8 protein-coding genes and 1 pseudogene are annotated in these 13,849 nt (G+C 52.7%); 4 read left to right on the top strand and 5 right to left on the bottom strand.

Annotation, left to right across the window (positions count from 1 at the left end; translation table 11 throughout):
- Nucleotides 1-122 precede the first annotated feature (122 nt).
- Nucleotides 123-845, bottom strand: coding sequence for a TorF family putative porin (locus tag MWU62_RS14755; protein ID WP_247115609.1), 723 nt, complete (start codon nucleotides 843-845; stop codon nucleotides 123-125).
- Here MWU62_RS14755 and MWU62_RS14750 point away from each other — a divergent pair.
- Nucleotides 844-2,226 (top strand): IS5-like element ISHsp1 family transposase, encoded by a 1,383-nt coding sequence (locus tag MWU62_RS14750; protein WP_247115608.1) that lies wholly within the window; start codon nucleotides 844-846, stop codon nucleotides 2,224-2,226. The two genes, MWU62_RS14755 and MWU62_RS14750, sit on opposite strands and share 2 nt — an antisense overlap.
- 677 nt (nucleotides 2,227-2,903) lie before the next feature.
- On the opposite strand, the gene MWU62_RS14745 is transcribed toward MWU62_RS14750, so the two are convergent.
- Nucleotides 2,904-3,134 carry a hypothetical protein gene (locus MWU62_RS14745; RefSeq protein ID WP_004581712.1) on the bottom strand — a complete coding sequence of 77 codons (231 nt, stop codon included), beginning with the start codon at nucleotides 3,132-3,134 and terminating at the stop codon, nucleotides 2,904-2,906.
- Between the two features lie 311 nt (nucleotides 3,135-3,445).
- On the opposite strand from MWU62_RS14745, the gene MWU62_RS14740 reads away from it, so the two are divergent.
- A complete protein-coding gene (locus MWU62_RS14740) occupies nucleotides 3,446-4,813 on the top strand; it encodes an ATP-binding protein (RefSeq protein WP_227508341.1) in 1,368 nt (455 codons plus the stop codon).
- 87 nt (nucleotides 4,814-4,900) lie between these two features.
- On the opposite strand, the gene MWU62_RS14735 is transcribed toward MWU62_RS14740, so the two are convergent.
- From MWU62_RS14735 to MWU62_RS14725, 3 genes are read right to left on the bottom strand one after another with little or no spacing between them, the layout of a single operon-like run.
- Entirely contained in the window at nucleotides 4,901-8,098 is a 3,198-nt protein-coding gene (locus MWU62_RS14735; protein ID WP_247115607.1) for a CusA/CzcA family heavy metal efflux RND transporter, read from the bottom strand.
- Nucleotides 8,099-8,112: 14 nt separating this feature from the next.
- On the bottom strand, nucleotides 8,113-9,363 hold the full coding sequence (locus MWU62_RS14730) for an efflux RND transporter periplasmic adaptor subunit (protein WP_004581709.1): 1,251 nt from the start codon (nucleotides 9,361-9,363) through the stop codon (nucleotides 8,113-8,115).
- Between the two features lie 24 nt (nucleotides 9,364-9,387).
- Nucleotides 9,388-10,605 carry a TolC family protein gene (locus MWU62_RS14725; protein ID WP_099612676.1) on the bottom strand — a complete coding sequence of 406 codons (1,218 nt, stop codon included), beginning with the start codon at nucleotides 10,603-10,605 and terminating at the stop codon, nucleotides 9,388-9,390.
- Between the two features lie 275 nt (nucleotides 10,606-10,880).
- Between MWU62_RS14725 and MWU62_RS14720 the strand changes: the two are divergent.
- Nucleotides 10,881-11,575, top strand: a pseudogene (locus MWU62_RS14720) (IS3 family transposase); the annotation flags it as partial.
- A 660-nt stretch (nucleotides 11,576-12,235) separates the two neighbouring features.
- The gene (gene ltrA / locus MWU62_RS14715; RefSeq protein ID WP_099616115.1) at nucleotides 12,236-13,759 is read left to right on the top strand and encodes a group II intron reverse transcriptase/maturase; all 1,524 of its coding nucleotides are present in this window, start codon (nucleotides 12,236-12,238) and stop codon (nucleotides 13,757-13,759) included.
- Nucleotides 13,760-13,849: the final 90 nt, after the last annotated feature.

The raw sequence follows: 13,849 nt of genomic DNA, 5'->3' as shown, positions 1-13,849 counted from the left end.
TGATTTTACTGTGATTTAACCATTTTCCTCAAGGACCAGGGCTCGCCAGATAAATGCGCTGGCCCACAAACCGGGCCAGCTTTCTCAACGATTAACCATTTCGGTGAAAAATACCAAATAGATTAAAAAGACTTAGTCCAGCCCAGCCAAAACTTCGGGTCGTCCGAACTGACCGAACCAAGTGCGTTACTTGAATCGATATCAGCGTACTCCAGATTAACACTAAAAGCTCCAAAGCTTCCCGCATCTTTGGTGACGTTAACAGCTGCATGTCCGTAGCTCGCCTCGCCAATAGACGCCTTGCCATCATCAGTGAAATCATAATAGCCAATCAAAACACCTGTGCTGAAATCGTCTTCCAGTGGCACATCAACTGATGCGTAATAATAGATATCGCCTGGAACGAACAGCCCTTCGCCGCTTACGTCGCTGTTTGCTGTGTAAGCAACACCTATAGATACAATGCTGTAACTCAACTCTCCGTATATTTCGCCAAAATCAATAGATTCAGGAGCATCAGGGTAAGAGTAATAAATGTAGCCAACATCGTAACCGATATCCTCAATTACACCGGAGAAGCCAGCATAAAGATCAAGCTCGTAGCTCGTCCCATCGCCGAAATCCACATTGGAGCCCCAGCCGCCAACATAAAGCCCCGACGCATGTTCGTAGTCAAGCCCGCCTTGCGTCGCCGTTGAGCCATCTGTTTGTGTCACACCGCGAAATAAGTAGTCGGCCCTGCAAAAGTAAAAACCTGAATCAAGGCAATAAGTTGGCCTGATTTCAGGGTATAATTTCCACCATAAATCTCTCCGTTTCGCCCAAAAACCGGAAGAAAACGCCATGATTCCACGGGATAAGCGCCAGGCACCACAGCGAGATCTGTTGGAAACCTACCTCGAAGACATCCTCAATACCCGACACGAGTTGGTGCAGCTGGGAAAGCGTATCGACTGGTCTGCCTGCGAACAGCACTTCGGCCAGTTGTATGCGGTGCAAGCCGGGCGTCCAGGGCTGCCCATCCGGTTACACGTGGGCTTACAGTTGCTCAAGCACATGTACGCGCTGTCCGATCGTGATGTGCTGGATCGCTGGGTAGAGAACCCCTACTGGCAACACTTCTGCGGCGAGGTGATCTTCCAGCACCGCCTGCCCATGGACGAAACCACCATGATGCGGTTCCGGCATCGCATCGGCGAAAACGGTGCTTGTGAGCTTCTGAAAATGAGCATTGCCCTGGGCCAGGATACTGGCATCATCGGCCCGGAAAGCCTCAAGGTTGCCGTCATCGACACCACCGTCATGCCCAAGGCGATTGCCTATCCCAGCGACGCCCGCTTGGCGGGTCGTTGCCATCGCCAACTGGCGGCCCTGGCCAAGGGTGAAGGCATCAAGTTCCGCCAGACCTTCTGCAAGGGGTTACCCGGCATGGTCTGGCAGGTGGGCCGCTACGCTCATGCCCGGCAGTTCAAGCGGATGCACAAGGTACTGCGCCAGATGCACCGGAATCTGGGTAAGGTCTGTGAGGCCATTGTTGATCAGCGCACGATAGAACAACGTTCCGAGCGTCTGAACCACAAGCTCCACCAGGCACTGCGATTGCTGAATCAGTACGGCGACCGCACCGTCAAACCCCGGTTATACAGCCTGCACGAACCGGAGGTGGTGTGTATCGCCAAAGGCAAGGCTCGCACCCGCTATGAGTTCGGTTCCAAGGTCAGCGTGGTGACCACCGCCAAAGAGGGCTTCGTGTTGGATTGCCAGGCACTGGCTGGCAACCCCTACGATGGGCATACCGTCGATACGGCGCTCAAACGAGTGCTTCTGCATACCAGCAAGATGCCGGAGCATCTGCTGGCTGACCGTGGCTACCGTGGTAGCGAGGGCACATTCCTCTCCAAAATTCATATCACCGGCAAACGGAGAGGACGCGGCAAGGCCCACCCCGATCAGCAACACCGGCGAAACAGTATCGAACCGATCATCGGACACCTGAAAAGTGACGGCCTGATGTTCCGGAACTTCCTCAGAGGGTTTACGGGCGACAAGATACACGCGGTATTGTGCGGCGTGGGCCTGAACCTGAGGAAAGTTCTGAGGAAGCTCGCCGAGCTTCTTTGGCCTTATAAAAATGAGCGGTATTTACGACTGATGCTGGCTATTTTATGGTCAATTTTGGCGTTGCCGGATGAATCAACGAAGACCGGTGAATTGCTGGCGATCTGAAAACGGCGTTTTGCAGGGTCGACTAAGTAGTTGCTTGTTATGCCCAAATTAGCACTAACACCTGCGCTGGCAATTAACGGGACCGCTTGGAGAGTTACGAGCAAACCAACATTTAGCAAACAATCTTTAGTCGAGATACGTCTTTTCATCGTTTTTACCTTCTATTTGGGCAGCTTAGTTATTTGCGCATTGAATAACGCACCTATAATGCATACACGTTTTGTGCCACCTTTTAAAAAACTTATTCTATGAGCAATTATTGTCAAATCAGGGCCGCAGTTCATAAAAATGATTAAATATTTAACAATTCAATGCAATAAGCACTCTGCTTCAAGTGTTGCATTGCTCGTCGATAGTGCGCTCATCAATAATGCGCACCAAATAGGAACAAGAATTGAAAAAACGATGACTAAAATAGAACTATTTTTAACTTGGTAATTCTAGATTAGATATGGTTTTATGAAAAATCGAGGGAGGTCTGAATTAGCCATGAATACTGCAAAATATCTTAGTTAAGAATGCAGCTTTCCAACATTTTGCGCTCTGTCTTCCTTACGAGATTCATCAATACTAAAGCGCGACTTTCGCAATTTTGGGAAAATTAACAAAATCTACCATTAAATTAATCTTGGAGCCACGTAATTGCCCGTCTGGCTCCAAGTAAACAACGATAAATGTTATTGCTTTTCCAAGAGATCCCCAATCAACTCTTTAATCAATCTATGTTCTTCCTTCAGTTTTTTGATGGTCTCGCTCTCTTCCACACGATACTGGGAGGAACGTTCATCTATGCTCTTATTAGGATAGCTTCTTGCCTCGTTGTATCTGTCCGCTTGCCCTCCTGCGTGGGCTATAGAAGCACCACTTGCCACGAAAGAAGCTACTATAATCATGGATACTTTCTTCATAAAACGGCTCCGACATTTTTTTCAATTAGACCAGCAACATTCAATGGCCTTGGGTGTTTAGTAGAACATCGAAACTTTAAACACACTTGAAAATATATGCTGATGAAACGTTTTTTTTCAGCGGCTACCACAAGCTCAAAAGCCATTTAGGTCGGCTTTGATTTGATGACACTAAATCAAGTTATTCAAATGCCTAAGAACGATAAGACCAAGCCAGACCGATCTGAAGACCAGAGCGTCCCTCGCTCCGGCTCGCACCCGTTGCGGCACGCTTCGATTCCAACTATGCTTTCCGATCAGAGCACCTCTATGTGCCTTCAACTGAAGCCTTCCGCTCAATCGACAAAAGCACCTTCATGACAGCGCAGAAAAGCATCCGAAAAACTCTCCTCCAATATGGCATCGCTTTCAGCCTCTTGTATTTTTTACTAATTTTTTTCTCGCACACTTATGTAATAGAGCAGCTTTCGAACGAGTCCAGAAAACATCGCCTTGACAAGGAGGTGGAGAGTTTTCAAACCATCATTGAAAACGAAGTTCCGACGCCCGACGAGATTGGCAGCATGATTGATCGATTCCAATTGCTACTGGAGCACGCCCTCGTCGTCGAAGTGAAAGACGGAAGCATCATTGCCAGTAGCAACATAGATCAAACAACGTTGCGAATGGTTTCAAGAAAGCCGGCGGGCTTTGTAGAAATATCCCAAGGTGCAGATGGCCTTCTTGGATTGAAACGAGGTTTCGGAATTGACAGCCCGCTTTCGTCAGTCACCATCCTGGAAATGGAAAGTGGACTCGCCGAGCGATCCAGTGGGGCTCACCTGACCTTGCTGGCTGCCTCCGCATTATTACTTGTTGTTCTCTTGGCTCTGGTAGGCACCACTACTTACCTCGCTTTGAAACCGATCGAACACATCAAGGAAGACATGAGGAGACTGCAATCTGGCAAACAACCTCGTTTGAATCCTGACGCACCAGAGGAGTTCAGTCCGCTGATCAAACAGTTCAATAACCTACTTGAACTAGCAAGTCGTCGCCTTGACCGCCACCGCCGCCTCAATTCCGATCTTTCTCACATGGTCAAGACCTCGATCTCTGCCAATCTCGCAATCTTGTCAGACACTGGTTCATTACCTCCGTCCCGCGACGACATAGAGTTCATGACCTCCAACCTAAAGGATCTAAGCCGGTCCTTGAACTACCGCATGAGCAAGGCAGATATCTCCGGCAGGCAGATGGGGCAAACATGTTTTCCGATTGAAATAGCGAACAACGTCATTTCTGTCATGGAAAAAATCTTTCCCGATAAGAGTTTCCGTATTAATACATCCTTGCCGAATAACTTCAGTTGGCCCATGGAGCGTCAGGACCTATCAGAGTTATTCGGTAACCTGCTCGAAAACGGCGGGAAATGGAGTCAGGCTGAGATTGACGTTTCAATAAGCCAGACCGATTCCGGGCTAACGATAGAAGTTGCAGACGACGGCCCTGGGATTACTCCAGAAGCGGCCTCAAAAGTGATGGATAGAGGTTCCCGGCTTGACGAAACCGTTTCTGGATTTGGATTGGGACTGTCCATCGTGTCCGAAATACTAGAAGACAATTTCGGACGGATGAACATTGGCCCCTCAGAAACAGGGGGCGCCAGAATTACAGTTGTGCTTCCTTTCCCAGAGTAGAGCACAACCATAATTCCTCCGCCCCGCTATGACGGAGGGATTACCCTCCCCTGCTCGCGATCAAAACTGTGTATTTCCACCTCTCTTCTACCGTTGCATATCATCGAGTTTAGACCTTGAGAAGCGCGTGAATAGAGCCGGCAAAACAAAAAGCGTTAGGAAAGTCGCAGTCACGAGGCCACCTACAATCACGCTGGCCAATGGCTTCTGGATTTCCGCACCCACGCCCGTCGACAATAGCATCGGTATCAAACCGAGTGCCGAGGTTATTGCTGTCATCAAGACAGGACGCAAACGGGAGACGGCACCTTCAAACACCGCAGTATCCACGTTCAACCCATCCTGTATTCGCTGATTGATGCTTTCGACCATTACGACCCCGTTAAGCACCGCCACACCAAACAGTGTGATAAATCCAACGGAACTGGGCACCGAAAGATACTGGCCGGAGATCCAGAGTGAAAAGACGCCACCAATAACGGCAAGCGGCACGTTGACCAGAATCAACAGCGCTTGACCAACCGAACTGAAAGCAAAGTACAGCAACAGCGCGATCAGGCCCAGAGATACAGGTACCACAATGGTCAATCGCTTCTGAGCTCGTTGCTGGTTTTCAAACTGACCACCAATATCCACCGAATAGCCGGGGGGAAGGTTCACTTCTGTCGCGATGGTATCCTGAATATCGGCAACCACACTGCCCATGTCACGACCCTGCACATTAGACTGAATGACCACACGGCGCTGAACGTCATCGCGGCGCACCTGAGGCGGGCCGGACTCAATAGATACATCGGCCACATCACCGAGTCTCACCCAGGCTCCGGACGGCGCCTGTAACCTGAAATCGGCAATGGCATCCCGGTCTTCCCGGAAACGTTTGGCCAGGCGCACATAGATATCGTACCGCTCATTTCCGTTGATGATCTGGCCCGCGGCGGCACCACCCAGTCCGTCCCGGACGACACTCATCACATCAGACACGGCGAGTCCGTACCGGGAAAGTGCCTGACGGTCTGGCTGAACCACCAACTGCGCTTCACCGGCAATCTGCTCCATGGCCACGTCCCGGGTCCCCTGAACAGTTCGGACCGCCGCTTCGATCTGCTGACCTTTCTCGGCCAGCACCTTGAGATCCGGGCCAAAGAGCTTGATGGCCAACTGCGCACGAACACCTGACAACAATTCATCAACCCGAGTCGCGATAGGCTGAGAAAAGTTAAACAGTAGCCCCGGGTGCTGTTCGAGCTTCTCCTCAAACAGGGCCTGCAATTCATAGCGATTACTGGCGCTGGTCCACTCCGAAGTTGGTTTTAAGCCAATATAGATCTCTATATTGTTAACGGGCTCCGGGTCGCCACCTATTTCTGCTCGGCCAGCCCGGGAGAGAGCGTAAGTCACTTCTGGAAACTCCATCAACATGGCTTCCAATTTTGGCGCAACTTCAAGCGCCGTATCAAGGCTTGATGAAGGGGCCAGCGTAACCCGGAGGTTGATCGTTCCCTCTTCCAGCTCAGGGACAAACTCAGTGCCGAGTCGAGGCACGACCAGAGCCGCCAGCACAACAAGAACAGCAGCAGCACCGACAACAGATCTGGTGTGTTTCAGCGACCAGTCAAGGCCCTTGCGGTAGAACTTCTCAAGAGGTTTTAAAACGAAGCTTTCCCGCTCCCGAATACCCTTGCGAAACATAAACGATGCCAAGGCCGGCACAACCACCAGAGCAACGATCACAGCGGACACGATGGCCAACATTATGCTGATCGCCATTGGCTGAAAAAGCTTGGCTTCCACACCTTCAAAGCTGAATAAAGGCATGAAAACGACCAGGATAATCGCCGTCGCGAAAAAAATTGGTCGCGCCACTTCCCGGCCTGCCTCCTGCAGTCGAAGCGCAATGCCATGGTCATCGTGTGACGCGTCCAATGGGTCAGGGTCGTTTTTCACCAATTCATCCCGACGGGCGTCATGCTCAGCATCCGGATGCGTCAGATGTTTGAACATGTTCTCGACCATAACAACAGAGCCGTCCACCAGCATGCCAATTGCCACAGCAATGCCGCCCAGAGACATCAAGTTGGCCGAGAGACCGAACCAGGCCATGATCATCAGCGCAATACCGATAGAAATCGGTATAGAAAGCAGCACGAGCGTTGTTGCCCGAAGATTCATCAGAAACAGGGCAAGCACGATCGCAATAAACACAAAAGCCAACAGAAGTGCATTGGTCACCGTCTCTACGGCCTTGGTCACCAGATCCGCCTGGTTGTAATAGGGCTCAAAACGAACCCCACTCGGAAGCGCCTGATTTATGCGATCAATGCGGGCCTCGATGCCGTCGATGGTGGCTTTTGTATTGGCCCCCATTCGTTTGAGTACAATGCCAGAAACCACTTCACCCAGTTGTTCAACCTGACCGTCTTCATCCTTCCGGGTCATGGTCACCGCACCCTGGCGAATTTCAGTGCCCAGCGCTACCTGGGCGACATCGCTCACCGTCACTGTAATGCCATCACTGGTTTTAACGGGCACTTGACGGATCTGCTCCAGCCCCTGCTCGCCATTACCCAGCCAGCCCATACCGCGAATAACCAACTGCTCCTGTCCACGGCCCATATACCAGCCCCCAACATTGGAGTTGGTGTTCTCCAGGGCGTCCATGACGTCGTTCTGTGATAAGTCATAGGACAGCATTCGCGCCGGGTTCAGATTGACCTGGTACTGGCGGACCTCTCCGCCAAACGACAGAATCTCTGTTACCCCTTCAGCAGGTATCAGCAACAGCTTGACCAGCCAGTCGTGCAAGCTGCGTAATTCCATTGCGTCGTACCCCGAATCCGGGTCCGCTATCAGCAAGTACTGGTAGACCTGGCCGAGACCGGACGTATTCGGGCCCATTTCAGGCACCCCGACCCCGTCCGGAATCAGCTCCCGCGCGGCCTGCAACCGCTCGAACACCAGTTGGCGCGCGAAATAGATATCCGTGCCCTCTTTAAAGACCACGGTGACACCAGACAACCCGGTTTTGGAGATGGACCGAACCTCCTCAACATCCGGCAACGCATACATCACCGCTTCAATGGGATAGGTGATCAGTTGCTCGACTTCCTCGGCCGCAAGTCCGGGCGCCTCTGTATTAACAGCGACCTGGACGTTTGTAACGTCAGGGAAAGCATCAAGATTCAGTTTTGGGATCTGAAACGCGGCCGTGGCGATAAGCACTGCAAGCGCAATAAGAACCAACAGGCGGTTCTGAACCGCCCAGTCGACAACTCGGTTGAACATAATGGCTCCCGGAATCAGTGGTTGTGTGGGTCAAAGCCGCCTTTGGCAATTTCAGAGGCCACAAAAAATGCGCCCCGCGAAACGATCCGTTGGCCTGCAGTCAGGCCCGAAATTTCACGGAGTCCGCCAATTGCGCGACCCAGTTCCACTTCCACAGGCTCGTACTCCCCTTCAGCCTCTTCCACATAGACCGTCCAGTCGCCATCGGCGCCTCGCATCAACGCACTCTCCGGCACCGCAAGCACCGGCTCCGTGGTTTTAAAAAGGAAATACACATCTGCAAACATTCCGGGATGAAAACGATCTTCCGGATTGTCCAGCTCCAACCGAACAATTCGCGTGCGGGTCACAGCGTCAATGGTATGAGCTTCCTGGGATACCGTTGCCACAGCTACTCGGCCTGCAACTCTTACTTCCGCTTCGGCCCCTTGCTTAAGGACAATGTCGGAGTTTGCTGGCAGGTGAGCCTCTACCCAAAGTTCGCTTTCATTAGCCAGAGTCACCAGCGGTTGGCCTGCCTCAACTCTTTGTCCTTGCTCAAACTCATCGGTCAGCACTGCGCCATCCACGCGAGCTCTGAGCGTGTATTCACCGAGACTACCTACGCCGCTGGCCTTCAACGCACCAATGTCATCATCGTTTAGCCCATAAGCAAGCAGAGTCGCCCTCGCCGCTTCAATATTCGCTTTCGCCGTATTGAACCGCTGATCACCAACCACGGAACGACCCAGCCCGCTGATTCGCTCCCATTCAGGAAAAGCCTTCCTGTAATCAGCCTGCGCCTGTGCCACCGTCTCACTGAACAGGGTTACCAGTTGCTGACCTTTGGTTACGTGCTCACCCAATTCCACGTGACGTCTCAACACCACCGAGGCAACCCGGGGGGACACGTGATAGCTGGTATAGCCGTTGGTCAGCAGCTCACCGGGAGCGTAGATTTCATAGTCAACGCGCTTGCTCTCGAGGGTTGCTACCTCAATGCCGGCGAGCTCTTTCTGTTTGGCATTGATGCTTGCGGTAGTTGATTCTTCATGACCACCATCGCTCTCCTCTTCGTGGCCATGACCTTCTTCCTCTTCATGCTCACGTTCTTCAGCATGCCCGCCCTCATGCTCATCCTCTTCACCGGTACCTTCTCGATGATCGTCGCCACCGGCGGCATGATCATGGCCCGCCTCGTTATGCGCATCTTCCTCGGCCTGCACCAATGAAGGGGGAGCTATAAACAGCGTCAATACAAATACTGAAATCAGAGTTTTTTTCATGATGACTATCCAGTTTCCAGAATATTATTGGAAGGGGGTGATCAGTTCGCCAGACTGGCTCAAGAGTTCAATCAGGCCCAGCTGCGCCAGCTTTTCCAGTTCAATACCGGTTTTCAGGCTCTCCGCGCGCTGGCCTAACGCCTGGAGATACTCAGAGGTGGAGAGGTCGCCGACCTGCCACTGCTTCTCAAGCAAATCGGCACTTCGCTGTACACGCCCCTGGGATAGTTCTTTCCATCGACGAAGTTGCTTGTCGTATCGCTTCCAGGAAGCGCGAGCGCCTGCCAGGTCATATTGTTGTTTCCGGTAGAGCGCCTGAAACCGCGCTTCGGCCTCCAGAGCCCGTCGATTCGCGGCCCGGATTTCAGCGCTGTAGTTATTACGGACGTTCAGAGGGATCGAGAATGTCAGGCCAACCACGTTCTCGCCGCCGTCACGCCCTCCGCTCAGCCCTACTGTCGGCGATGCTGTGGCTTTGCGTCTCGCAACCTCTGCCTCACTTTTCAACACCTGCCACTTGGCTCGAGCGGCTGCAATTGACGGGTGTGCCAACAGATCAGCCTCACCAATCTGGGACTCCAGCGCTGACCAGATATACTCGGGGATTCCCCCATCCTGAGGCCTCCAGTCCGGCAGACGTTCTCTAACCTGAGTTTCTGCCCGATCAACTGCGGCCTTTGCCTGGGCGACTTCGCTCAACTGACGGGATAGATTTAAAAACAGAAGCTCTGCGTCGGCACGCCCCAGATCACCTGCCTGCTGGCGCTGTTCAACCTGGTCCAGCAAGGCATCCAGGCGCTGCTGTTGGGATTCAGCAATTTCCTCAAACAGCGTAGTAGCGCGCCACTCGACAAGCGCAAACAATGATTCAGACGTTTGTGTCAGAACTGCTTCGCTCAAGCCAGCTTGCGCAGACAGCCTGATCAGCTTTGCCTTCTCCTGTAATGCGCCCTGTTGATCAGACCAATCGATCGTTTGTGACAGCCCTGCCTCAAAGTTATTCTCACTGCCCGTTCTGTCTGCTCCTACGGACAACTCCGGGTTATACAGCGGTTGTTCGCTTGCCTCAGCGTCCTCTTTCCGCGCTGCCGCCTGCTCTGTCGCTGCCAGTACCTCCGGGTGCTTGCTTATCTGGCCAGTGAGCCAATTCGCCCAATTAACAGTCTCAGCTTGACCGAACAGAGGAATGGACAATAGTACTGAACACAGCAACGCCCGAGGCGAGTGCTTGCTTGCCTTCATCGACTTTCTCCCGAAGCGATTAATAGCCAAAAATCATAGGTGTAAGGCGCCTATGACGAGGCAGGAAAAGATCGAGATAATAAGTGCAAACTTTGAAATGAGTTTGAATTCGGAAAAAAAGTTCAGATATGAGTCGCTAAAAACTCTTTGTAGCGCTTCTCAATGAGGCTAAGAACGGCAGCTCGCGACCAATCGCCGCGATGCCACCTGTAGTGGTTCAATGATTCCGGACACCAACGTAGGTGGTAAGATCGCCACCATAAACGAGGTGTCTGATGACCAGAAAGCGACGTTCTTTTTCTCCTGAGTTCAAACAGGAAGCAGCCAGCCTGGTGCTGGATCAAGGTTACACGATTCCGCAGGCCAGCGTGTCTCTGGGAATTGGTGAAAGCGCTGTTCGGCGTTGGGTTCAACAACTGACGGACGAGCGTAAGGGCGTCACTCCGAAAGGCAAGGCGTTAACCCCGGAGCAGCGACGTATTCAGGAGCTGGAAGCCCGCTGCAATCGCCTGGAGCGAGAGAAAGAAATATTAAAAAAGGCTACAGCTCTCTTGATGTCGGACGAGATGAATCGTACGCGCTGATAGACCGGTTGGGGGAGCAGGAGTCAATTGAACTGGTCTGTGAAGCGTTTGATATCAGTCGTTCCAGCTATTACGAGTACCGCCAACGGCGGAACCGTGTAGATGTGGAGCGCCTGGCCCTGAGGGCTCAGGTAAACCGCCTGTTTACCAAGAGCCGCAGCTCTGCCGGCAGTCGTACAATCATAGGCTTGCTCCGCGAGGAAGGCGTTGTCGTTGGTCGCTTTAAAGTTCGACGACTGATGAGCGAGTTGGGGCTGATCTGTAAGCAGCCAGGCCCTCATGCCTACAAGCAGGCTACCGTTGAACGACCAGATATCCCGAACCATCTGGACCGGGAGTTTGCAGTAGAACGGCCTAACCAAGTCTGGTGTGGTGACATCACCTACAGTGTGCCCGGAGTCCAGGGCGAGCATGGAAGCTCAAATGGACCACGAGTCTATCTGGAATATTGAACCGGTAATTCAGGAGGAAGTAACCAATCAATCCCACCCACTGTGAGGGTGGTGAGCCTGAGCGGCAGTGACCTGCGGTATGCCCGCAGGGTGATGTAACCCGCTGACAACGGGGATTGAGGCGAGGTCACTAAGCCAAGATGATCCTCAAGGCTGAGTGCTGAAAGGCTGAAGAACATGAACCCATTCATCCGCCTCTGTGGGTTGAAATGTCACCACGGCTTACGTGACCTGATAAGCCGTACGGGAAGGTTGGGCAGCATGACGCATAGGCGCTGCCAAACGAAGAAGTCCAAATTGGTAGCTCGGGCTTCGGTTCAGCAGTATCCATCACAGATTGGACTGCTGCTTCCTGTCAACTTGCGGCAAGCAAGGGTAAAGAGTGCGATGGGCAGCCTCCTCAGCATGCTGGAGTCCAGATAGGTAAACCGGGGAAGGTCAATATTGGATGCCAAGGGGGCATGACCCCGATGCCAAGTTGACTGGCGGAGCTCCCGTAGTAGTCCGCGATGGGGAAAGCCCATTACATGGCGAAGGGGAGCAGTTTAAACGTGTTTGCCAAGCAAACTACCTGACCAAACAAGGTGAAGACCTTTGATAATCAGCGAAATGCAACGCAAGCTAGCGACCTGGACAACAACCGACCCCACCCGCCGGGTGGACAGGTTGTTGCGCCTGATAGCACAGCCTGACTGGCTCGCAGAAGCGGCTCGGGTCACTCTGTCTTCCAAAGGGGCAAACACGCCCGGGATAGACGGAGAGATCAAGCTGACTGTGCAGGACAGGCTGCCGGCTATTCTTCAACAGATCAGGAGTGATTTACTCTCCGATGTTTACCAGCCGTTACAGGCCCGAAGGGTGTATATCCCAAAGGCCAACGGCAAGCAACGACCACTGGGTATCCCGACCCTACGCGACCGCATCGTTCAACGGGCCATGTTAATGGCGATGGAGCCCATGTGGGAGAGCGACTTCCATACGCTCTCCTACGGGTTCCGACCGGAGCGGAGCGTTCATCACGCGATCCGTACAGTGAAACTGCAACTGACGGACAATAAGGAAACGCGCGGACGCTGGGTCATTGAAGGGGATCTGTCCAGCTACTTTGATACCGTGCATCACCGGCTTCTGATGAAAGCTGTACGTCGCAGAATCAGGGACCGACGGTTCCTGAACCTTCTCTGGCGATTCATAAAAGCCGGTCATATTGATGCAGGTCTTTTCCGGGCAGCAAGTGAGGGCGTACCTCAGGGCGGTGTTATATCGCCACTGCTATCGAATATCATGTTGCATGAGTTCGATCAGTACCTGAATAGGCGCTACCTCGGCAAAAAGGCCCGAAAGGATCGATGGTACTGGAACCACAGTATCCGAATCGGTCGAAGCTCAGCCATCCGAGAGAACCGACAATGGAAGCCAGCCGTCGCCTACTGCCGCTATGCCGATGACTTTGTGGTTATCGTCAAGGGCACCAAAGCCCAGGCAGAGGCGATTAGAGAAGAATGCCGGGAGATGCTGGAAGGAACTCTCAAGCTGACACTGAACATGGATAAGACCAAGATTACCCATGTGAATGACGGCTTCGTGTTCCTGGGGCATCGCATCATCCGCAAGCGGAGCCGCTATGGCGACATGCGGGTGGTGACGACAATCCCCCGGGATAAGGCACGTAACTTTGCAGCATCTTTAACCGCCAAGCTGTCAGGCAATTATAGTGAAAGCAAAATCGACATGGTCGAATCCATCAACCGAAAGCTGAAAGGCTGGGCGGCGTTCTACCAGTTCGTCGATTACAAAGCGAAAGTCTTCAGCTACATCGATGGTGTCGTGTTCTGGAAACTGGCCCATTGGCTGGGCCGCAAATATCGCTCCCGGCTCAAACCGCTGATGCGTCATTGGTTCAAAGCCCCGGCTTCAGGTCAAAGTAAGACTTGGGTGCTGTATGGCAAAACCAATCAGGGGCTATTTAGTGGCGCCATCCTGTACCGACTCGTCGGTCACGGGAAAAAGCGATTCCGTTGGCGTCTTCCAGAGGGTAATCCCTACCTGAGGACAGAGTCCAGAAACACGTGGACCTCTCGCTTTCCCGAAGTTGCTATGGCCTTCGCCAGCGTTTAAGCGGAGAGCCGGATGCGCTGAAAGGTGCACGTCCGGTTCGGAGAGGAGAGGCAGGGAGATAGTTCGACTACGCCCTGCCTCTTACTCTAC

This window comes from Marinobacter sp. S6332, assembly GCF_023016045.1.
GTDB lineage: Bacteria > Pseudomonadota > Gammaproteobacteria > Pseudomonadales > Oleiphilaceae > Marinobacter.
The sequence above is the reverse complement of the archived record's forward strand: the minus strand, read 5'-3'. Positions and strand labels throughout refer to the sequence as shown.

Coding starts and splice junctions, on each gene's coding strand:
- MWU62_RS14750 (WP_247115608.1), top strand. CDS start 844: ATGATTCCACGGGATAAGCGCCAGGCACCACAGCGAGATCTGTTGGAA.
- MWU62_RS14755 (WP_247115609.1), bottom strand. CDS start 845: ATGGCGTTTTCTTCCGGTTTTTGGGCGAAACGGAGAGATTTATGGTGG.
- MWU62_RS14745 (WP_004581712.1), bottom strand. CDS start 3,134: ATGAAGAAAGTATCCATGATTATAGTAGCTTCTTTCGTGGCAAGTGGT.
- MWU62_RS14735 (WP_247115607.1), bottom strand. CDS start 8,098: ATGTTCAACCGAGTTGTCGACTGGGCGGTTCAGAACCGCCTGTTGGTT.
- MWU62_RS14730 (WP_004581709.1), bottom strand. CDS start 9,363: ATGAAAAAAACTCTGATTTCAGTATTTGTATTGACGCTGTTTATAGCT.
- MWU62_RS14725 (WP_099612676.1), bottom strand. CDS start 10,605: ATGAAGGCAAGCAAGCACTCGCCTCGGGCGTTGCTGTGTTCAGTACTA.